Source organism: Nocardioides panaciterrulae (assembly GCF_013409645.1).
Lineage (GTDB): Bacteria > Actinomycetota > Actinomycetes > Propionibacteriales > Nocardioidaceae > Nocardioides > Nocardioides panaciterrulae.
Map to the genome: position 1 here is coordinate 3,117,244 of NZ_JACCBG010000001.1, position 20,167 is coordinate 3,137,410.

Sequence of the window (20,167 nt, forward strand, 5' to 3'; positions counted from 1 at the left end):
AGCCGCTGACCAGTGGGGCGCCATTCGTCGGAAGTTGCTCACGCAACCGGTGGGAACCGTGGTACACAGAGCACCGTCGAGTCATCTGTCGCGGGCACCTCGACCGCCACCCCCGGAAGGCACCACCCTTGACTCTCCAGATCTCCCCCTACCTGCAGGCCGTCGTGGCCAACCACGGCTCCGACCTGCACATCAAGGTCGGCAGCCCCCCGAAGATCCGCATCTCCGGCACCCTGGTGCCGCTGCAGGTGCCGCCGATGACCGCGGCCGCGACCAACGTGCTGATCCGCGAGACCATGTCCGACGAGGTGGCCGCCCAGTTCGACGCCACCAACGAGGCCGACTACGCGCTCTCGGTCGCCGGGATCGGTCGCTTCCGGGTCAACGCCTTCCGGGCCCGCGGTACGGCGGGCTGCGTGCTCCGCCTGGTCAGCGCGAACCCGATGTCGCTGAACGACCTGGGGCTGCCCGACGTGATCCGCCAGCTCTCGCTCGAGCCGCGCGGACTGGTGCTGGTCACCGGGCCCACCGGCTCGGGCAAGACCACCACGCTCTCGGCGATGGTCGATGCGATCAACGAAAGCCGGGCGGTGCACATCCTCACCGTCGAGGACCCGATCGAGGTCGTGCACAAGGACAAGATGGCCAGCGTCAACCAGCGCGAGCTCGGCACCGACACCGCCGACTGGGCGGTGGCGCTGCGCGCCGCGATGCGCCAGGACCCCGACGTGATCCTGATCGGCGAGATGCGGGACTCCAACACCGTCAAGGCCGGCCTGTCCGCCGCCGAGACCGGCCACTTCGTGATGTCGACGCTGCACACCACCGACGCGCGCGAGACCGTCAACCGGATCATCGACTTCTTCCCGCCGCACGAGCAGAAGCAGGTGCGGCTCGGGCTGGCCACCTCGCTGCGCGGCATCGTCTGCCAGCGGCTGGTGCCGACCGCGGACGGCAACGGGCGCACGGTGATCATGGAGATCGCCACCAACACCCCGCGGCTGGCCGAGGCGATCGCCGACCCGGACAAGACCGACTCGATCAACGACATCGTCGCCTCGGGCGGCTACTCGGGGATGCAGACCTTCGACCAGCACCTGGTCCGACTGGTGCTCGACGGCACCATCTCGATCCAGGACGCGAAGCTGGCCAGCTCCAACACCCACGACTTCTCGGTGATGCTCAAGCGCGCGGGGGTCGACCCCGCGCTGGTCGACGAGAGCGTGTGAGGCCGTGAACGCCAAGCCCGCCTCCGACACCCGCCGCCGCTCGGTCACCTCGACGGTGCCGTCGCCCGACCTCGCCGGGCTGGAGCTCCAGCAGCTGCGCGACTACCGCCACGGCCTGGAGGCCGAGGAGGAGAAGGTCTCCTACTGGCGGCGCCTGGTGCACGCCCGGCTCGACGTGCTCGAGGCCGAGTCCCACACCAGCACGCCGCTCGCCGTCGAGGACCTGGTCCGGGTGCTCGGGGACACCGGGTCGGGGCAGAGCCGGCGCGCGCTGGTGCGGTTCCGGGCGGCCGACCCGCTGCCGGACCTGCCGGTGCTCAGCGAGATGTGGGTGACCGAGGTCGACCCGCACGACCCGGGCCAGGTCGCGGACGCCCTGGAGCGGCTGCGGGTCGCCGAGCAGCAGCTCACGACGTACCGCCGTGCCCTGCACGAGCACATCGACGAAGCCACTCGGGAGCTCATCCTGCGCTACCGCGAGGACCCTCGCGCGGCGCTCGCCATCATCCCGAAGGAGTGACCGTGGTCCCTCAAGCCTCTCGCGAGACCGTCCAGACGCTGCTGCACGCCGGGCTGGTGACCACCGCCCAGGTCGAGGAGGCCGAGCAGGTCGCCGACCAGCGCTCCCTGAGCGTGCTGGAGGTGCTGCTGCAGAACGGCACCGTGGACAAGACCGACGTGGTCCGCACCGCCGCCGCCTCCGCGGGGCTGGAGTGGGTCGACCTCGCCGAGTACGCCGTGGACATGGGCGCTGCCTCGCTGCTGCCCGGCGACTTCGCCCGCCGCTCCAGCGTGCTGCCGCTGCGGATGGAGAACGGCGAGCTGGTGGTCGCGGTGAGCATCCGCCAGGCCGGCAACATCGAGCTCAAGGACGACCTGAGCCGGATGACCCAGCGCCGGGTGCGCTTCGCGATCGCCGGCCGCCAGGAGATCAACGCGAAGCTCAACCAGGTCTACCGGGCCGAGGGCGAGCTGCACGACCTTACCTCCAACCTGACCGCGGACGAGGAGGCCGAGGACCTCACGAACTTCACCGAGGTCTCCGACGAGGCGCCGGTGGTCCGGTTCGTCAACCTGCTGATCAGCCAGGCGATCTCCGACCGCGCCTCCGACATCCACATCGAGCCCACCGAGCGCGAGCTGCGGGTGCGCTACCGCATCGACGGCGTGCTCAAGGACGCCCACCACTCCCCCAAGAACATCCAGAACGGCGTGACCTCGCGGCTGAAGATCATGGCGGACATGAACATCGCCGAGCGGCGGGTGCCCCAGGACGGCCGGATGTCGGTCAACCACCAGGGCCGGCGCATCGACCTGCGGGTCGCGACGCTGCCCACGGTGTGGGGCGAGAAGGTCGTCGCGCGGATCCTCGACAACACCAACACCCAGCTCGACCTGCAGGACCTCGGCTTCAGCGAGGACAACTTCAACCGCTACTCCGAGTCCTACTCCAAGCCCTACGGGATGATCCTGGCCACCGGGCCGACCGGGTCGGGCAAGTCGACCACGCTCTACGCCACGCTGAACCAGCTGAACCGGCCCGAGGTGAACGTGATCACCGTCGAGGACCCGGTGGAGTACCGCCTGGCCGGCATCAACCAGGTGCAGACCAACGCCAAGGCCGGCCTCACCTTCGCCTCCGCGCTGCGCTCGATCCTGCGCTCGGACCCCGACATCGTGCTGATCGGCGAGATCCGCGACCACGAGACCGCGCAGATCGCGGTCGAGGCCGCGCTCACCGGCCACATGGTGCTCTCCACGCTGCACACCAACGACGCGCCGTCGGCGGTCACCCGCCTGGTGGAGATGGGCATCGAGCCGTTCCTGGTCGGCTCCGCGCTGGACGCGGTGCTGGCCCAGCGGCTGTGCCGCTCGCTGTGCGAGCGCTGCAAGGAGCCCTACACGCCCGAGCCGGAGGAGCTCACGCGGGTGGGCTTCCTGTGGCAGCCCGACGAGCCGCTGCCGACGCTGCACCGCGCGGTCGGCTGCTCGGCCTGCTCCCGGACCGGCTACCGCGGCCGGCTCGCGCTGCACGAGGTGATGAGCGTGACCGAGGAGATCTCCCGGCTGACCGTCGCCCGCGCGTCGACCGACGAGATCACCCGGGCCGCGGAGGCCCAGGGCATGACCGCGCTGAAGCTCGACGGCTGGCGCAAGGTGCTGCTCGGGCGGACCTCGATCGAGGAGGTCCTGCGGGTCGTCGCCTGAGGCGAGCCGGCGCTGGTTGACCGCGCGCACGGCTCAAGGCGGGCCCACGGGTGGCCGATGAACAGGGTGGACGAGTCCCGACCGCCCCGCTCGGAGGAGCCAACCCGTGAACGAAGTACTCAAGCAGGGCTTCGGCCTGTCGTTCGCCAACAACCCGCCGGCCACCAAGGAGGCGGAGCGACCGGCCCCGGCCCCGGCCCCGGCCGCGCCGGCTGCGGCCCCTCCGGTTGCGGCCCCTCCGGCTGCGCCCGCGCAGGCGGCGACCCAGCAGGCGGCTCCGCCGGCGTCGATCCCGGTGCCGACGCAGCACGCGGCCACGCCGTACGTCGCGCCGCAGGTGACCGCGCAGCCGATCGCTCAGCCGGTGGCGGAGCCGGACGCGTCGCTGCCGCCGACCCGCGGCGGGCTGGTGCTCGACGACCTGCTGATCCGGGTGCTGCACATGAAGGGCTCCGACCTGCACCTGACCGCCGACGCGCCGCCGACGGTGCGCGTGCGCGGCGAGATGGAGCCGATCCCGGGCTACCCGGTGCTCACCGGCGAGCAGCTGCGCCGCACGATCTACGGCGTGATGACCGAGCGGCAGCGCAAGGTCTTCGAGGAGGAGCTCGAGCTCGACTTCGCCTACGCGGTGCCGGGGCACGCGCGGTTCCGTGTCAACGTCTTCCAGCAGCGTGAGGCGGTCGGCGCGGTGATGCGGGTGATCCCGTGGGAGATCATCTCGCTGGAGGACCTCGGCATGCCCGAGGTGGTCGGTGGCTTCGCCGGCCTCCCCCGCGGCCTGGTACTGGTGACCGGCCCGACCGGCTCGGGCAAGTCGACGACGCTGGCGGCGGTGCTGGACAAGATCAACCGCACCCGGCGCGGGCACATCATGACCGTCGAGGACCCGATCGAGTTCCTGCACGAGCACCGCGGCTGCCTGGTCAACCAGCGCGAGGTCGGCGGTGACACCCACGGCTTCCGGGCGGCGCTGAAGCACGCGCTGCGCCAGGACCCCGACGTGATCCTGGTCGGCGAGCTCCGCGACCTCGAGACGATCTCGGTGGCGCTGACCGCCGCCGAGACCGGCCACCTGGTGCTCGCGACCCTGCACACCCAGTCGGCGCAGGACACGATCAGCCGGATCGTCGACGTCTTCCCGGCCGACCAGCAGCAGCAGGTGCGCACCCAGCTCGCGGCGACCCTGCAGGGCGTGGTCTGCCAGACCCTGGTCAAGACCGCCGACGAGCGCTCCCGGGTGGCCGCGGTGGAGATCATGGTCTGCAACACCGGCATCCGCGCGATGATCCGCGACGACAAGCTGCAGCAGATCCAGGGTGCCCTGCAGGCCGGCGCCAAGGACGGCATGCAGACGCTGAACGCGCACCTCGCCTCGCTGGTGCGCAACGGCCGGATCACCTACGCCGCAGGGCTCGAGGCGTGCACGAACCGCGCGGACTTCGAGACCCTGGCGGGCTCGTCGGCGGCGCGGCCCAGCTGGCAGTGACCTTTCCCGTGCCCCACCCCAGGAGACGACCGTGAGCACCGCGACGCAGTACGCCTACAAGGTCCGCGACGGCGCGGGCAAGTTCGTCGAGGGCAAGGTCGAGGCGGCCTCGGAGGCCGCGGTCGCCGACAAGCTGCGCTCGATGGGCTACGTGCCCCTCGAGGTCAAGGCCGCCAACGCCGGCATGAACCGCGAGATCAACATCGGCCCGAAGAAGCGGGTGAAGACCAAGGACCTCGCGGTCTTCTCCCGCCAGTTCGCCACGATGATCGACGCGGGCCTGACGATGATCCGGGCGCTGTCGATCATGGCCGACCAGTCCGAGAACCCCGAGCTGCGCCGGATCCTGCGCGCGGTCAAGGGCGACGTCGAGGCGGGCCTGAGCCTCTCGGCGTCGTTCGGGAAGTTCCCCGAGACCTTCCCACCGCTGATGGTGAACATGACCAAGGCCGGTGAGGCGGGCGGCTTCCTGGACAGCGCGATGCGCCAGATCGCCGACAACTTCGAGGCCGACGTCCGGCTGCGCGGCAAGATCAAGGCCGCGCTCACCTACCCGGTCGTCGTCTTCATCCTCGCCATGCTGATGTGCACGGCCATGCTGATCTTCGTGGTGCCCGTCTTCAGCAAGATGTTCAGCGATCTCGGCGGCGAGCTGCCACTGCCCACGAAGATCCTGGTGATGCTCTCGGGTGCCATGAAGTACCTGATGCCGATCGGGATCGTGTCCATGATCGGCTTCACGATCTGGTGGCGGAAGTTCGGCCGTTCCGAACGCGTCCGCAACGTGGTGGACCCGCTGAAGCTGAAGCTGCCGGTCTTCGGCAAGCTCTTCCAGAAGCTCGCGCTCACCCGCTTCTCCCGCAACCTCGGCACCCTGCTCTCCTCCGGCGTCCCGATCCTGCAGTCGCTCGACATCGTCGCGGAGACGACGGGCTCGATCGTCATCGCCCGCGCCCTGGCACAGGTGCAGGAGTCGGTACGGCGCGGCGAGTCCGTCGCCGCCCCGCTGGCCGAGCATGCGGTCTTCCCGCCGATGGTGGTGCAGATGATCGCCTCCGGCGAGGAAGCCGGGGCCATCGACCAGATGCTGAAGAAGATCGCGGAGTTCTACGACGAAGAGGTCGAGGCGATGACCGAGTCGTTGACCGCCCTCATCGAGCCGCTCATGATCGCCTTCCTGGGCGCCGTCGTCGGGTCGATGATCGTGGCGCTCTACATGCCGATCTTCAAGGTCTTCGATCTGATCGGTTAGGGGGCGCCTTGGCGCGAGGCATCGCCGCGCTGTCTGCCCTGGGGTGGGGCTTCGCCTTCTGGCCGATCGTCCAGACGCCCAGCTCCTACGACGGCTACCTACTCAAGACCGGCTGGGGGCTCCTCTACACGGTCGTGGTGACGGGCGCCTTCGTCGCTCTGGCCGTCAGGCCGTCGCTGCAGGCCGCTGGCCCAGCTCCTCCTCGTGGCGCTCTGCCTCGCCGTGACCGGATGCTGGTTCGGCATCCACTCGACGATCTACCCGGCCCACGCCGCAAGCGTCGTCCGCGGTTGGGGCCTCGCGCTTCTCGCCTGGGGCGGGACGTTCCTGGCGGCTGCGGCGCCACGCCTGCTCGACGCCGTGTTTGGGTGGGGGCCTGAACTCCGGGCGCCCGTCGGCGGGATCGAGGCGGACCTGCCACGGGGTCTGGTGGAGGACCCGGTGGTGGTGCCCGCACACAGCAGCACCAGGTTCGGCAGTGCAGTGGGGCCGCCGTCGGCCCAGTGATGGATGTGATGGGCCTGGCACATCACCGGGGGCCGGGTGCAACCCGGGAACGCGCAGTGCGCATCCCGGCAGACCAGCGCGGTCCACAGCGCGGCGGTGACCAGCCGGTTGGCCAGGCCCACGTCCAACACCCGACCCCGGCTGCCGAGCACGACGGGGACCACATCGGCATCAAAGGCCAGCCGCCGCACCGCCCCGGGCGAGAGGTGCCCACCGTCCTCGGTGACCCCGCCATCGGTTCCCCCGGGACCGCGAGCCTGGGCCGGGCCCCATGACACTCGGGCGGCAGATCGGCGGCCAGCGCGTGCTGGGCGACCTGGACGAGGGCGTCCCACATCCGGGTGCCGTGATCCCGCGGGTCGGCCTGCACCTGCTCTTCCGGGTTGTCGGGGTCTCCGGGGGTCGATCGCGGGGGCGGGCTTGGTCAACGGCAGCAGGGCGGCCTTGAGGATCCGTGAGCCGCCGTGAGCCGGCGTCTCGGCGACCCGACGCAGAGCTGTATCCGCGGAGCCGCCACATGCTCTGCCAGCCAGTGCAAGTGAGCTGGCGGCGGAGGGCATCAGCCCGGACTCAACTCAGTCGTCCTCCGAGTACGACCTGATGCTGATCGCGAGCAGGGCGGCGTTGAACACTCCGTCAGTGCAGGTCGGAGGCTCGAGGTAGGTGTTGCCGCTGAAGTCGATCGCCTCCGCGAAGATCCCGCCATACAGGTGCCCGCCGTTCAGCGTTGCGATCCCGGTGCCGCCCCCCGGCGAGAGCAGAAAGACGGACGCTCCGACAACTGCATCGCTGTTGCTCGGAGAGATGACCGCGTTGCCATTCCTGACGATGATGATCGGGCCGTTGCACGCGGCGCTCTCTTGATTGAAGGGCGACGGCAGGCCGGCGAGGTCGAGCTTGGCCGCATTCCCCGTCTTGCCGCTCAGGTCGAAGAAGAACACGCCACGGGAGGCCGCCGCCACCGTCTGCGTCGGCCACGTGTTCGTGCTCCTGAACGTGCCGTCCTCCTCCGCGATGGCCTTGAGTTTGTCGACCACGTCGTCGGTCAAGGGCGGGTAGGCGAGACCGAAGACCTGCTGCATGCTTTGTTGGCTCTCGATCTTCGAACCCCACACACCGTCCGAGGCGGGGCTCTTGACCCCGTAGACACCGGGGTAGGCGGCAGTGCCCGCTTCGCAGCCCGTTCCTCCGAGCGAGCCGCCCTGGCTGTCCTGATCGTACGGAAAGCTTGGGTTGCACGGGCCGCTGTGGTGGATCGATTTGGTCAAGTCGTTACAGCGGCTGGCGGGACCGTTGACGATGATCCCCGAGGTGTGCACTCCGGCCGGGATGTTGTGGGCACTGTCAAAACCGGTGATCGACAGCGAAGCACGTCCGCGCATCGGGAAGCAGTCTGTGGTGAAGATGCTCTCGTTCTTGATCGTCGCGTTGCCGCTGCTGTTGCCCTCGATCGACTTGGAGTAGACCCCCCTGAGGTCGAAGTTCGACACGACGACCTCGGCCGTGATGCTGCGGCAGGCCGCGGCAACCGTCGCGCAGTCGGCGACAGCTCCCGGGGCGAGGGTTCCGACAGCGTGCACGCGGTAGACCCCTTGGTCCACGGAGGAAGTGAGCCGCGTGACCTCCTCGACCCAGGCGGAGTAGTGGGCGCCGCCGGCACTGGCTCCGGCTGGCCCAACCGGGTTGCTCCGGCCGTACGCAGTGCCGCAATCGGTCCAGCTGGGGCTGTCGGGGGTGCCGGTGTCGCGGCAGCGAAGCGCGGCGACGCCGTTCTGTCGCATGAAGGTCACTGCCTGGGAAACACCCGCCTCCGCGGCGTTGAGCACCTTCGTCGCCTCGTCGGACCGGCGTGCGCTCTGAAGGTTGTTCAGCGTCACCGCGGCGAGGGTGGTGCCCAGCGCAGTGGCCAGCACCAGGACCATGAGCACCAGGATGATCGCGGAGCCCTCGTCGCGGCTCGTGTGGCCGACCACCTGGGAGCTTCTACGGGCAGTAGGAGCCATCAGCAGCCTCCTCTCCGATGCGGGCGTTGCGGAGGAACACATCGGTCGTGTAGGTCCTCGCGTGTCCGTGCATCTCGGCGGTCATCGACAAGGAGACCCGGTCCACGTCCGCTAGCTGGGCCGTGCACCACCAGTCGGTCAGGTTCGGTGGGCTGGGTGGGTTGAGCTCGGCCCATGAGGTTCCCTTGTCCGGCTGGACGGGGATCGGGCTCCATCGGCTGCTCCAGAGCTGGATGCACAGCCGGGACACCTTCGCGGCAAGAATCGGCTGCTGCTCGGGGTCCGGAATCGCCTCGCTGAGGATCAGCCGCTTATTGACCGTGTCCCATTTGTACGACACGGCGTGGGGCACGTCGGCAGCCTCGGTCGTGCCCTCGGTGAAGGACACCCCGGCGAACTCGTCGGCGCCGCAACTTCCCGACGAGTCCGGCAGGACCTGGGTGACGTGGTCGGCGTCGCGCAGGTCCCGGGCAAGGCGCTCGAACGCGACCCGCGCCTCCTCGTTGAGGTCGACGGAGTTCGAGGTCTCGTCGGTGATGTGCGAGGTCTCGATGCCGAAGGAGAGCAGGAGCGAGCCGAGGACGCCGAAGATGCCCATGGCGACGAGGACCTCGATGAGCGTCATGCCTGCGTCGCGACGCAGCGATCGCTCGGTCCACGGCCTCACGACGTGCTCTCCGAGCTGCATGAGGCGGCGCCCAATGTCACGACGACCGATGAGTCGAGGTCCTTGGTAGTGCCGTCAGCCTCATAGCGCGTGGGCGCTGTCGTGACCTGGATGCCCGGGACCTCGGCCCTCACCTGGCCGCCGGTCGGGGTCGGCGTCTGACCGGCGCCGTAGCTCCAGCCGGTGATGAAGTTGGAGACCATCCCCTTCGCATCCGAGACCTTGGCGTCCGCGAGGACGAAGTTCTGGGCCGGAACGGCCGGCTGATAAGTCCCGTCTCCATTGGACACCTGCACCGTGGCGCTGAGCCCGATGCCGCCGTTCGCCACGCCGCCGGTGACGGTGCACCACGCGAACGATCGGTTGATCGTCACCTTCAGCACTCCGTCCGGAGCCCACGAAGTGGGCAGGATGCCGACAGCGGCGGACCGCGTCGAGGCGCACGCCGCGGTGTCGCGCAAGGTCTCGGACCCGTCGTGGAGCACGGTGTCCAGATAGCCGGCCCCCGACAGGCGCGCCGAGGCGCCGGCACCCTGGGGGCACGCGGTCGGGGCGGGGATCGTCGAAGCGCCCGGCGCGGTCCCGACCAGCCGGACCACAACCTTGGCCAGGTCGCCCACGGCCGTCGAGGCGCCGACGTTGTCGAAGCGCAGGGCGTCTCCGCCGGTGTCTGTGATCGCGGCACGAAGCGGGCTGGTGCTCGAGCCTGCCTTGGGCAGGCCGCCGTCGGTGAGCACTCCGCCGCCGGAATCCGGGCCGGTGTGACTGGTGCCGTAGCAGAGCAGGGCGGTGCAGCCGCTCACGCCCCAGACCGGCGTGACGTCGACCGGCGTCAGCGATGGCACAGAGGGTGGGGCGGAGACGGTCATAGCGGCGCCGTAAGCGAACTGGCTGGTGGTGGGGTCGCCAGTCGCGGTGCGCGCCACCACCCCGGAGAGGCTGACGTTGGCGGTGCTGATGTCCCCCACGGACCCCGCCAGGCTGACCCCGCCACCAGACAGCGACTCGGTGGCACCCCCCGGGGCCAGTGAGCTGATCTCGACCGCCTGCGCGTCCACCTTCGTGGTCACCAACGTCGGTCCTGCGTCGCGCTTCTCGATCTGGCTGAACAGGGAGCGCACCTTCGTCGTGCCGCGATCGGTGAAGACGACGCTGACCGTCACCCCGACTTGTGTGGAAGGCGGGTAGTTGGTCGTGGCGTGGGCGCTGTCATAGGTGGCGCTGGGTGCCTTCGGGGTCGGCGTCGGCGACGAGAGGGTGCCCCCGCTGAGGAACTGTAGGTCTCGCACGATGGCGATCGGTCCGAGCCGGGCGTTCGTCCTCGTGACGACGGTGCGGAAGAAGGCGCCCGGGGGCTCGAACGAGCACCGCGCCGCCGCCGGCGCACCCGCCCCGACGTACCCCTTCCAGCTGGGGACGTCACTCATGGAGAAGCCCGCCACTCCGGGACAGGTGACGCTGACCGGGGCCAGGTCACTGACGTTCGGGTAGTAGAGATCGAGCAGGTCGACGTCCGCGTCCGTGCCGTCGCCACTGGCACCGAGGGACACGCGGTACGGCAGGCCGCGCAGCTGCTCGACCTCCTGCTGGAGCAGTCCCTTGACGACTCCCTCGTGGTCGGCCTGCGCCACCGACCGGATGCCGCCGACAAACATCGGCAGGAGGGCGGTGACGATGACGACGAAGATGCCGAGGGCAACGATGACCTCGATCAGGGTGAATCCGGCGTCGCCCGCTCGCCGGTGGATACCGTTTCTCGGCTCAGCCATTGAGTTCCACCCGGCCGGTGAGCGCCGGCACGCAGAGCCGGTAGGTCTTGGTCGATCCGTCGCGTGTCACCCACAGCTTGAACGCCTGGACGTGGCCGCACTCGTCGTCCACCGGGTCTGTGCCGATCGAGGACCAGGTGGCCGTCCCGCGCGGCGTGAAGATCAGTTCGGAGTCGTGGCTGGGGTCCAGGTGAACACTGGTCGACTCGGTGGACGTGGGGCCGTCGAGCTTCAGTCCGGTCGCGGCGTCGCACGTCGTGCGCCACACCGACCAGTCCCCGTCTGCGAACTTCACGCAGATGGCCCGGCCCTCGGTGACGGCGCGCTGCTGGGCCTGGCGCAGCGCGGACTGCAGGGACCGCGCGGTGCCTGCCTGCTCATGCGCTCCTGAGTAGTGGGAGAAGCCCGTGACCGCGATCGCCATCATGGCGCCCATCAGGGCGATGGTCACCAGCACCTCAATGAGCGTGAAGCCGGCGTCGCGGACAGGCGGCGACATGTGACCTCCGATCGGAGCCGGCGGACGTCCCCGAGCGGGCGATCCCTTACATGAGTCGTCTTCGGCGTGGGGGCGGTGTCACTTGAGTACCGCGCCCTCAAACACGCTGTCCGGAGGAGTTTTCTCACCCGGGGCTAAAGCGGGACCGCTCGGGGGCCGAAGTTCTCAGCGACAAGTCGCGCTGAGGCTCTGGCACTGCCCAGGGAAGGCGCAGCCACCGAGCTCCACAGGAGAATCCAACATGCTCGCTCGACTTCAGAAGTCCATGAAGGAGAAGGACCAGGGCTTCACCCTGATCGAGCTCCTCGTCGTCATCATCATCATCGGCATCCTCGCCGCCATCGCCATCCCGATCTTCCTCAGCCAGCAGAAGAAGGGCGTCGACGCCGGCGTCAAGTCCGACATCAAGCAACTGGCCGATCTGGAGGAGACGTACTACGTCGACAACCAGGGCTACGCCAACGCCGCCAGCACCTCTGCCGCACAGTCGACGTTCACGGACTTCCGGGCAACGGACGCCACCAACAACACGTACGTGATCAAGACTGCCGGTGACGGTTACTGCATCTCGGGCACGAGCAGCAAGGGCTCGGGCGGTGTTTTCTACTACGACTCGAGCGCGGGCGGTCTCAGCAACAAGCCCAACGTCAAGCCCGGCGGCGCCTGCGCTTCCTTCTAAGTCTCCTTCACACGATCCGGCGGTGGGCCGACCTCAAGTCGACCCACCGCCTAGGGTCGTTTCAACGGTGCACCGAAGCCTATGGCTCGCGTCGTTCACAGTCCGATCCACGAGGATAAGTCCACCCAAATCGCCACGCCTGAACCTTCAGCACCGTGAGCCGCGCGCCAAAAGGCGCAGACAAGGTCTCCTCAATGCGACCACCGGTCGACTGCACCTCAATCCTTTCCCATTCGCTCTCAACTTTGCTCCGCAGAATGCCGATCGACTAGCTGAGCAACTCAGAACGGAGCAGCAACGTGTCGACTTATCGGCTGGTCAGCATGCGCGGACTGCTGTTCTTAGTCACTGCCGCGATCGTGCTGTTCGCGATCGACGGCGGCTCGGTTCTCCTGACCAAGATGTCCTCCCCCGACGACGTGAGGGGCGCCGGCTACGCGGCGGCCGCGGTGGCGGAGAAGATGCCGACCAACCAGCAGGCGGCGGTCGTCGCCCTCCACGTGGCCGAGCGTGATGCCGAGAGCCACGGCATCACCGTCAAGGACACCTCGTTCGTCATCTACCCCGGCGGCAAGGTGACGCTGACCGGGACCAAGACCGCTCCCACGATCCTGTTCCACCACTTCTCCTGGCTCGCCCCTCTCGCACGAGTGAGCACCACCGTCACGGTGGACCCACTCCCGTACGTCTCATGATCCCCCCGTCCGCTTTCTCGAGGAGCTGAACGTCATGTCGATCGCTGCGAACCACCAGGCCGGTCCGGTGCTCACGCCCGGCACCGCCCAGCAGACCATCCGCGAGATGGCCGCCGTCATCCGCACCGTGTTCGGGGTGGGGCTGCAGTCCTCGCGCCGTACGGCGGAGCTCGCTGCCCGTGCCGAGGCCGAGGCGGCCGCGAACGCCGCCCAGCTCTCGACGCAGGCCGCGCCGACGCTCTCCGTCGTACAGCCCAGCGTGTCCGCCCACGGTGCGCCCACCGGGCCCTCCTCGATCCCGATGCCCGACTTCTCCGCCGGCATCCCGATGCCGGGGATCGAGTTCCCCAGCATCGAGGTCCCCGGCATGGCGCTGGACGAGAGCGGCGAGACCTGCGACGCCACGGCGGCTCCCGCGGTCGAGGTGCCGGTCGCCGAGCAGCCCGAGCCCGAGTTCGAGACGCCGACCCTGGTCGTGCCCACGCTCGCCGAGGTCCCGCCGATCGTGCCGGTGCCCGCGCCGATCGAGCCGCGCCAGCCCGAGGTCGCGACGCTCTCCAACGAGCGCCGGGCCGCGCTGCTCCAGGAGCTCGCGTTCCTCGACGACTGACGCACCACCACGCAGCACCCCGAACCACCAGGCACCACGAGCAGGAGCACATGAACCGCCGCACGCACCCGTCACCGGTCTCGCACCGCTGGCGGGTGCGTGCTGCCCTGGCCGCGCTCTCGCTGGCCACCGTCGGCGCCACCGCGCTCCCCTCCCCCGCCCTGGCCGGCACCGGCGGGAGCACCCTCACCTCGCTCGCCAGCACCTCGACCAAGGCGGCGACGACCCAGCAGAAGGTGGCCGACGCCTACGCCGCCTATGTGCAGAGCCGTCAGCAGGTCGAGGCGCTGAGCGCCCACACCCAACGCCTCAACGCCAACGCCAAGGCGGCCGCGGCGATCGCCGACCGGCTGCGCGCGACGGTGGCCGACGACCACGGCGGCATCATCCAGTCGCTCGGCGACTGGCTCTCCCCCGGCCAGTCCGACCTTGACAAGGCCGCCGAGGCCGCCGACAACGCCGAGGTCGCCCGCACCCTCGCCGACGCCGCCCAGGCGGCGCTCAACGCGGCGATCGACCGGACCGAGCAGGACCGGCTCACCTGGGAGCAGGCCCAGCAGCACCAGGACCGCCTCGAGGCCACCTGGTCGGCCAAGCGGGTCGTCGCCGACGCGATCGACCACGCGCAGTTCCAGGCGGCGTACGACGCGACCGGCCACCAGGACCACCGCAACCGCGCGGCCCTGCGGGCGTGGACGCACTACCTGCACAGCCTGGGCGCGGCCGCCGTCGTACCGCCCGCCGCCAAGCAGCTCGAGGACCCGCACCACCTGGACAAGCCGCTCGAGCCGCTGCGCAACACGTCCTACCGCGCCGTGCCTGGCGTCGCGCAGGCCCGGCTCCGCGACGGCCGCGCGGTCACCGTGCTGCCCCGCGAGACCGTGCGCGCGGTCTCCGAGGCCTTCCACCGGCTCGGCCTGTCGACGGTGCCCGACGGCATCGACGCCACGACGTACGCCTGCGGCGGCCTGCTCGCCAACGCCTGGGGATCCTCGGCCACCCTGCCCGCCGACGCCACCGGCCAGTGGCAGGACCTGCACGCGGTGCCCCGCAGCACCGTCCAGCCCGGCGACGTGGTCGTGCTCGGCGGCCAACACGACGGCCTGGCGCAGACCGCGGTCTACGTCGGCGCGCAGCGGATCATCGTCGCCGACCCCGCCACCGGCGTCGCCGGCGTCCAGCCGCTGCCGGCGCACTTCCTCGGCGTCCGCCGGGCCACGCTGGCCAGCCCCACCGACAACCCGCAGCCTCCCTCCGGCGGCGTCTGCGGCCCGGCCACCCCGATCCCGGTCGTCGACGGCTCGGGACCGCTCTCGCTGCCGATGGCGGCGGGCAGCTACCGGATCTCCGCGGGCTTCGGCGACGGCGGCGGGCTGTGGTCCTCGGGCGCACACACCGGCCAGGACTTCGCCGCCCCCATCGGTACGCCGGTGGCCGCGGCCGGCCCCGGCACCGTGACCGTCGAGCACCCGTCCTGGGCCGGCAACCTGGTCCGGATCGACCACGGCGGCGGCGTGGAGACGCTCTACGCCCACCTCTCCCGCGTCGACGTGACCACCGGCCAGACGATCGAGGCCGGCGACCCGGTGGGGCTGGTCGGCGACCTCGGCAACACCACCGGACCGCACCTGCACTTCGAGGTCCGGCTCGACGGCATCCCGGTCGACCCCACCCAGGTGGTCGACGTGCCGGAGGTCCCGCGGCCGACGTACACGAACGGCGAGCTGCCGGCCGACGCGCTGTGCGCCGCCACCCCCGGCGGGGTGCAGCAGCTGCGCTGCGACGCGGCCGTGGCGTTCCGGCTGATGGGCGCGCAGTTCGAGGCCGACAACGGCGCGCCGCTCTGCATCACCGACTCCTACCGCTCCCGCGCGGGCCAGGAACGGGTGCACGTGCTCAAGCCCAACCTCACCGCCACGCCCGGCACCTCGGTGCACGGCTGGGGGCTCGCGGTCGACCTGTGCGGCGGCATCGAGAGCTTCGACACCGCCGAGCACGCGTGGATGATGACGCACGGCCCGGCGTACGGCTGGCGCCACCCGTCGTGGGCCGAGCCGGGCGGCAGCCGCCCGGAGCCGTGGCACTTCGAGTACGAGGGCTGAGGATTCGGCTAACCTGACCCCCGGAACCCGCCGACCGGCGGCACCGCCACCACGCTGCGGGGGAGGACGACGTTGGAGACCATCGACCACTCCGTCGACCTGCTGTGGCAACGGTTCAAGGAGAACGGTGACCGCGAGGCCCGCGACCGGCTGGTGCTGCAGTACTCGCCGCTGGTGAAGTACGTCGCCGGCCGGGTCCGCTCCGGGCTGCCGTCCTCGGTGGACCAGAACGACCTGGTCTCCGACGGCGTGATCGGGCTGATGGACGCGATCGACAAGTTCGACCCCGCGCGCGGCCTGCAGTTCCAGACCTACGCGGTCTCCCGCATCCGCGGCGCGATCGTCGACGGGCTGCGCGCCTCGGACTGGGTGCCGCGCTCGGTGCGGGAGAAGATCCGCGACATCGACGCCGCCCAGGCCCGCCTCGAGCGCAGCCTCGGCCGGCCGCCGAAGGACCCCGAGGTCGCCGCCGAGCTCGGCATCAGCGTCGAGGAACTGCGCGCGATGTACTCCCAGACCGCGCACACCAGCGTGGTCAGCTTCGAGGGCGCCACCCTCGGCGACGAGGACACCCCCCGCGCGGCGGTCGACCTGCCCGACGGCGACGACGACATCCCCGCCGGCTTCCTCGCCGCGGTGCGCGAGCTGCCCGAGCGCGACCAGATCGTCGTCGCGCTCTACTACTGGGACCGGCTCACGCTCGCCGAGATCGGCCAGGTCCTCGGCGTCACCGAGTCGCGGGTCAGCCAGCTGCACAGCCGGGCCACCATGACGCTGCGGCGCAAGCTGCTCGACGCCGCCGGCTGATCCGCTCGGTCCGTCGCCCGTCAGGCGGTACGCCGGGCCACGAACGCCCACTCGCGCCCGGGCCGATCCGGGGCGTCGCGCACCTCGACCACCTCGAAGCCGGCGTCGGCCAGCGACGTCTCGACCTCGTCGCGCTCGCGGAACCGCAGCGTGGAGTCGGAGGTGACGGTGGCCCCGTCGGCGTGGAAGACCGTGGTCCAGCGGAAGCTCACCAGCGGCTCCGCCACCGCCAGCAGCTCGCAGCAGGTCTCGACCACGCCCACTCCTGCGACCTCGGCGCGGACCCGGGTGTGCTCGGGGGTCCACTCCTCCCACGCGCGCCGCTGCGGCACCCGGGTCTCGAAGACCAGGTGCCCGCCGGGTCGCAGCGCCGCGCGCACCCCCGCCAGCGTGGCGGCCCAGTCGGCGTCGGTGAGGAAGACCTGCGCGACGTTGGCGGTCGTCGTGGCCGCGTCGACCTGCAGCGGCGGCAGCGTGGTCGCGTCGCCGTGCAGCCAGCGCACCCGGTGGGCGGCCGGGCTGCGTCCTGCCTTGGCGCGGGCGACGTCGAGGGACGCGCCGGCCGGGTCGACGCCGATCACGTCGACCCCGCGGGCGGCCAGCAGCAGCGCGAACGTGCCGGTGCCGCAGCCGACGTCCAGCACGCTGCGGGTGGCCAGCTCGGCGAGGAGGTCGGCGTACACCTCGAGGTCGCTGCGGTCGGGGTCGAAGACGTCGTAGAGCTCGGCCAGCCGTCGGTCCCCGAAGATGCGGTCCACCACGGGCGCGACCCTAGCCGGGCTGCCGGTGGCCGGGGCGGGGCGGCGGGCGGCCGGCGGCGGTGCTCAGGCGGCGCGCAGCGCGGCGAGCCGGGCGACCAGCCGGCGCAGCGGGGTGTCGGGGGTGGTCGGGCGACGGATCGGCAGCTGGTCGGTGCGGCCCTCGCGCTCGGCGATCATCACGATCGCGTCGCGGTCGTAGGCCGCGGCCAGCTCCTCGGCGCGGCCGAGGTCACCGTCGGCGACGGCACCGTTGATGGTCTCGACGTAGGAGGCGTGCAGCGCGTTCAGGTCGTCGATCAGGCGGGACATGGATCTCCTCGATCAGGGGGCGGGTGTCCACCTTGTCCAGCGCCCGTGACGGCGCGGATAGTCCCGTCCGCCGCGGATGTGACGCGACTCAACCCACCCGGTCACCAGATCGGCAGCCGCACCCGCGCGACCACACCGGCGTGGTCGGAGGGCCAGAACGGCGGCGTCGTCGAGATCGGCTGGTCGTCGACGAGGTGCGCATTGATGGCCCGTACCCGGCCGTGCAGCAGCACCAGGTCGATGCGCTCGCTGAGCTGGGAGGTCGGGTTGCTGAGCGTGCCGTTCTGGCAGCAGCTCAGCCCCGGACCGTGGCCGGCCTCGAGCCAGGCGTCGTCGAACCACGACTTCGTCAGCAGCGAGTACGACGCGGTCGGCTGGGTGGTTGTGGCCGGGTCGGCCGCGGAGTTGAAGTCACCGACCGCGATCACCGTGCCGCGGGTGTGCGCCGGCCCGGCGAGGAACTCCTTCGCCTGCGCCTCCTGCACGGCCGGGAAGTCCTCGGTCTCCAGGTGGGTGACCAGGAAGCGGAACCGCTTCCCGACGTACGACGCGTCGATGTAGGCCCACCCGCGGGCGAACGAGACCGGCTCGGTCGTGCCGGGCGGGGCGAAGGTCTGCTGCGCGGTGTACTCACCGCTGGCCGAGTCGCGGACGGCGAGGCCCCGGGTGGCGTCGTCGACCAGGACCACGTCGCGGTCCTGCAGCCGCACCACGCACTGCGGGGTGGTCGGCGAGGTCGGCACCCCGCAGCCGAAGTCCGGCGCGACCAGCGGCGCCGGGCCGATGTCGGCGTTGTCGGAGACCGCGGCGACCGAGTAGTGCAGCCCGCGCTTGGCCAGCGCCGCCTGCAGGATCGCGAGGAAGTCGTAGCTGGGCGGGTTCGCCCCGGCGACCAGCGGCGTCGCGGTCCATTTGCTGACCTCCTCGAGCCCGATCAGGTCCGGCCGCTCGTGGGCGATGGTGTCGGCGATCGCCTGGGCGCGCTTGGGGAAGTCGGTCGCGACCATCGTCCCGTAGATCTGCGCCACCGCCGCGACGAACTCCGCCGGGGTGGTCGCCGCCAGCGCCGGCGTCAGCGGCGAGCCGAGGTAGAGGTTCTGGGTCATCACGTCCAGCTGACCGGGTCCGTGGTGGCGGTGGTGGTGCCCGTGGTGGTGGCCGTGGGGTTGATCGCCGGCCTGGGCGGCATCGAGCGTGGCGGGCCCGGCCAGTGCGAGGCCCAGCGTGACGAGGCAGGCGGCGGCGAGTCGGGCGCGGATCCGGAGCGACATGTGGGTCTCCTGGGTCGGGTGCTCCCACCCTCACCTCGAGTTCGCTCGCGACGCATCCCCCCGGTTGGGGACCTCGCCGGCGTACGGCGTCGGCCCGGGGACCAGCCGCTGCTGCGGCCTTTGCGGCGGATCCGTCCCACAGCGCAGGTGGGATCCGCCGCAAACCGTCTCCGGCCGCCGGGCCCGTCCGCGGCGCAGGGCCCGCAACCCGCGCCGCCCGGTCCGCCGACCGCGTTGTCCACAGATCCGCAACTGCCGGTTCCGGCGCCACCCGGAAACCGCCAGCATCCGTGCCATGGACCTCACGGAGCTGCTCGGCGACCAGGCCGGCGTCATCTCTCGGCGCCAGGTGCTGGCGGCCGGCCTCCGGCAGCACGACATCGAGCGGATGCTTCGGCGGCGGGAGTGGGCGCGCGTGCACGAGGGCGTCTACGTCACCCACACCGGCGACACGACCTGGCACCAGCGGGCCTGGGCGGCGGTGCTGTTCTCCTGGCCGGCCGCGCTGTCGCACCGTTCCGCCCTGTCGGCCGCGGGCGCGTCGGGCAACAGCCCACAGGACGACTGCCTCATCGACGTCGCCGTCGACCGCGGCCGCCACCGGGTCGCGCCCGCGGGCGTCCGACTGCACCGGATGAGCGACTTCCACGCCCGGGTGCAGTGGAACCTCGGCCCGCCCCGGATCCGCTACGAGCACGCCGTCCTCGACCTCGCCGCCGAGGCCAGGAGCGACTCCGCGGCGGTGGCGGTGCTGTCCGACGCGTGCGGCGCCCGGCGTACCACCACCGCCCGGCTCTCCGCCGCGCTCGCCGACCGGCCGCGGCTGCCGCGCCGCGCCTGGCTCGCCGACGTGCTCGCCGACGTCGCGGCCGGCACCTGCTCGGTGCTCGAGCACGGCTACCTCACGCTGGTCGAGCGCCCCCACGGCCTGCCCGAGGGCCGGCGGCAGGCCAGTCACCGGCACGGGGACAAGCGGGTCTACCAGGACGTCGAGTACGTCGACCTGGGCACGTACGTCGAGTTCGACGGCCGGCTCTTCCACTCCTCCGCCGCCGCCCGCGACCTGGACATGGGCCGCGACCTGGAGTCCGCCGCGTCGGACGGCAGCGAGACGCTGCGGATCTCCTACGGGATGGTCTTCGACCGGCCCTGCACGACGGCCGCGTCGGTCGGCGCGGTGCTGCAGCGGCACGGCTGGACCGGTTCCCCCACCACCTGTCCCCGGTGCGCGTGACCGGGGGCGCCGCGCCCGTCACTGTTCGCGTCGGATCCGTCCCACCAGGCAGGTGCGATCCGCCGCAGACCCGAGG

19 protein-coding genes are annotated in these 20,167 nt (G+C 71.0%); 11 read left to right on the top strand and 8 right to left on the bottom strand.

Annotated elements, in window-relative coordinates:
- Positions 1-128: 128 nt before the first annotated feature.
- From BJZ21_RS14800 to BJZ21_RS14820, 5 genes are all read left to right on the top strand, one after another.
- The gene (locus tag BJZ21_RS14800; protein WP_179664450.1) at positions 129-1,229 is read left to right on the top strand and encodes a type IV pilus twitching motility protein PilT; all 1,101 of its coding nucleotides are present in this window, start codon (positions 129-131) and stop codon (positions 1,227-1,229) included.
- A 4-nt stretch (positions 1,230-1,233) separates the two neighbouring features.
- Positions 1,234-1,749, top strand: a complete 516-nt coding sequence (locus tag BJZ21_RS14805; RefSeq protein WP_179664451.1) for an RsiG family protein — start codon at positions 1,234-1,236, stop codon at positions 1,747-1,749.
- Positions 1,750-1,751: 2 nt separating this feature from the next.
- Positions 1,752-3,437, top strand: a complete 1,686-nt coding sequence (locus BJZ21_RS14810) for a GspE/PulE family protein (protein WP_343052156.1) — start codon at positions 1,752-1,754, stop codon at positions 3,435-3,437.
- 106 nt (positions 3,438-3,543) lie between these two features.
- A complete protein-coding gene (locus BJZ21_RS14815) occupies positions 3,544-4,926 on the top strand; it encodes a type IV pilus twitching motility protein PilT (protein ID WP_343052157.1) in 1,383 nt (460 codons plus the stop codon).
- A gap of 31 nt (positions 4,927-4,957) precedes the next feature.
- Positions 4,958-6,178: a type II secretion system F family protein gene (locus tag BJZ21_RS14820; protein WP_179664453.1), complete on the top strand. Its 1,221-nt coding sequence runs from the start codon at positions 4,958-4,960 to the stop codon at positions 6,176-6,178.
- 257 nt (positions 6,179-6,435) lie between these two features.
- On the opposite strand, the gene BJZ21_RS21835 is transcribed toward BJZ21_RS14820, so the two are convergent.
- Genes BJZ21_RS21835 through BJZ21_RS14845 form a run of 5 tightly spaced genes read right to left on the bottom strand, consistent with a single transcriptional unit; the run spans position 6,436 to position 11,623 of the window.
- Complete coding sequence (locus BJZ21_RS21835) at positions 6,436-7,245, bottom strand: HNH endonuclease signature motif containing protein (protein ID WP_343052158.1); 810 nt, start codon at positions 7,243-7,245, stop codon at positions 6,436-6,438.
- Positions 7,246-7,260: 15 nt separating this feature from the next.
- Positions 7,261-8,658 (bottom strand): hypothetical protein, encoded by a 1,398-nt coding sequence (locus BJZ21_RS14830; RefSeq protein WP_179664454.1) that lies wholly within the window; start codon positions 8,656-8,658, stop codon positions 7,261-7,263.
- 10 nt (positions 8,659-8,668) lie between these two features.
- Positions 8,669-9,376: a PilW family protein gene (locus BJZ21_RS14835; protein WP_425490517.1), complete on the bottom strand. Its 708-nt coding sequence runs from the start codon at positions 9,374-9,376 to the stop codon at positions 8,669-8,671.
- Positions 9,352-11,124: a type IV pilus modification PilV family protein gene (locus tag BJZ21_RS14840; RefSeq protein WP_179664456.1), complete on the bottom strand. Its 1,773-nt coding sequence runs from the start codon at positions 11,122-11,124 to the stop codon at positions 9,352-9,354. The genes BJZ21_RS14835 and BJZ21_RS14840 overlap by 25 nt, the downstream gene beginning before the upstream one ends.
- The gene (locus BJZ21_RS14845) at positions 11,117-11,623 is read right to left on the bottom strand and encodes a GspH/FimT family pseudopilin (RefSeq protein WP_179665722.1); all 507 of its coding nucleotides are present in this window, start codon (positions 11,621-11,623) and stop codon (positions 11,117-11,119) included. Before BJZ21_RS14845 ends, BJZ21_RS14840 begins: the two co-directional genes overlap by 8 nt.
- A gap of 241 nt (positions 11,624-11,864) precedes the next feature.
- On the opposite strand from BJZ21_RS14845, the gene BJZ21_RS21465 reads away from it, so the two are divergent.
- The 5 genes from BJZ21_RS21465 (at position 11,865) to BJZ21_RS14870 (ending at position 16,516) form a co-directional block, all read left to right on the top strand.
- Complete coding sequence (locus tag BJZ21_RS21465; protein ID WP_179664457.1) at positions 11,865-12,302, top strand: prepilin-type N-terminal cleavage/methylation domain-containing protein; 438 nt, start codon at positions 11,865-11,867, stop codon at positions 12,300-12,302.
- Between the two features lie 323 nt (positions 12,303-12,625).
- Positions 12,626-12,997: a hypothetical protein gene (locus tag BJZ21_RS14855; protein WP_179664458.1), complete on the top strand. Its 372-nt coding sequence runs from the start codon at positions 12,626-12,628 to the stop codon at positions 12,995-12,997.
- A 34-nt stretch (positions 12,998-13,031) separates the two neighbouring features.
- Positions 13,032-13,607: a hypothetical protein gene (locus tag BJZ21_RS14860; protein ID WP_179664459.1), complete on the top strand. Its 576-nt coding sequence runs from the start codon at positions 13,032-13,034 to the stop codon at positions 13,605-13,607.
- A 50-nt stretch (positions 13,608-13,657) separates the two neighbouring features.
- A complete protein-coding gene (locus BJZ21_RS20640) occupies positions 13,658-15,709 on the top strand; it encodes a peptidoglycan DD-metalloendopeptidase family protein (protein ID WP_218851507.1) in 2,052 nt (683 codons plus the stop codon).
- Positions 15,710-15,781: 72 nt separating this feature from the next.
- Complete coding sequence (locus BJZ21_RS14870) at positions 15,782-16,516, top strand: FliA/WhiG family RNA polymerase sigma factor (RefSeq protein WP_179664460.1); 735 nt, start codon at positions 15,782-15,784, stop codon at positions 16,514-16,516.
- 20 nt (positions 16,517-16,536) lie between these two features.
- On the opposite strand, the gene BJZ21_RS14875 is transcribed toward BJZ21_RS14870, so the two are convergent.
- From BJZ21_RS14875 to BJZ21_RS14885, 3 genes are all read right to left on the bottom strand, one after another.
- Positions 16,537-17,277, bottom strand: coding sequence for a methyltransferase domain-containing protein (locus BJZ21_RS14875; protein ID WP_179664461.1), 741 nt, complete (start codon positions 17,275-17,277; stop codon positions 16,537-16,539).
- A gap of 63 nt (positions 17,278-17,340) precedes the next feature.
- Positions 17,341-17,586 carry a hypothetical protein gene (locus BJZ21_RS14880; RefSeq protein ID WP_179664462.1) on the bottom strand — a complete coding sequence of 82 codons (246 nt, stop codon included), beginning with the start codon at positions 17,584-17,586 and terminating at the stop codon, positions 17,341-17,343.
- A gap of 101 nt (positions 17,587-17,687) precedes the next feature.
- The gene (locus BJZ21_RS14885; protein ID WP_179664463.1) at positions 17,688-18,857 is read right to left on the bottom strand and encodes an endonuclease/exonuclease/phosphatase family protein; all 1,170 of its coding nucleotides are present in this window, start codon (positions 18,855-18,857) and stop codon (positions 17,688-17,690) included.
- 295 nt (positions 18,858-19,152) lie between these two features.
- On the opposite strand from BJZ21_RS14885, the gene BJZ21_RS14890 reads away from it, so the two are divergent.
- Complete coding sequence (locus BJZ21_RS14890; protein WP_179664464.1) at positions 19,153-20,091, top strand: type IV toxin-antitoxin system AbiEi family antitoxin domain-containing protein; 939 nt, start codon at positions 19,153-19,155, stop codon at positions 20,089-20,091.
- The last annotated feature ends 76 nt before the right edge of the window (positions 20,092-20,167 follow it).

Coding starts and splice junctions, on each gene's coding strand:
- BJZ21_RS21835 (WP_343052158.1), bottom strand. CDS start 7,245: ATGCCCTCCGCCGCCAGCTCACTTGCACTGGCTGGCAGAGCATGTGGC.
- BJZ21_RS14855 (WP_179664458.1), top strand. CDS start 12,626: ATGCGCGGACTGCTGTTCTTAGTCACTGCCGCGATCGTGCTGTTCGCG.
- BJZ21_RS14885 (WP_179664463.1), bottom strand. CDS start 18,857: ATGTCGCTCCGGATCCGCGCCCGACTCGCCGCCGCCTGCCTCGTCACG.
- BJZ21_RS14835 (WP_425490517.1), bottom strand. CDS start 9,376: ATGCAGCTCGGAGAGCACGTCGTGAGGCCGTGGACCGAGCGATCGCTG.
- BJZ21_RS14890 (WP_179664464.1), top strand. CDS start 19,153: ATGGACCTCACGGAGCTGCTCGGCGACCAGGCCGGCGTCATCTCTCGG.
- BJZ21_RS21465 (WP_179664457.1), top strand. CDS start 11,865: ATGCTCGCTCGACTTCAGAAGTCCATGAAGGAGAAGGACCAGGGCTTC.
- BJZ21_RS14840 (WP_179664456.1), bottom strand. CDS start 11,124: ATGGCTGAGCCGAGAAACGGTATCCACCGGCGAGCGGGCGACGCCGGA.
- BJZ21_RS14880 (WP_179664462.1), bottom strand. CDS start 17,586: ATGTCCCGCCTGATCGACGACCTGAACGCGCTGCACGCCTCCTACGTC.
- BJZ21_RS20640 (WP_218851507.1), top strand. CDS start 13,658: ATGAACCGCCGCACGCACCCGTCACCGGTCTCGCACCGCTGGCGGGTG.
- BJZ21_RS14860 (WP_179664459.1), top strand. CDS start 13,032: ATGTCGATCGCTGCGAACCACCAGGCCGGTCCGGTGCTCACGCCCGGC.
- BJZ21_RS14845 (WP_179665722.1), bottom strand. CDS start 11,623: ATGTCGCCGCCTGTCCGCGACGCCGGCTTCACGCTCATTGAGGTGCTG.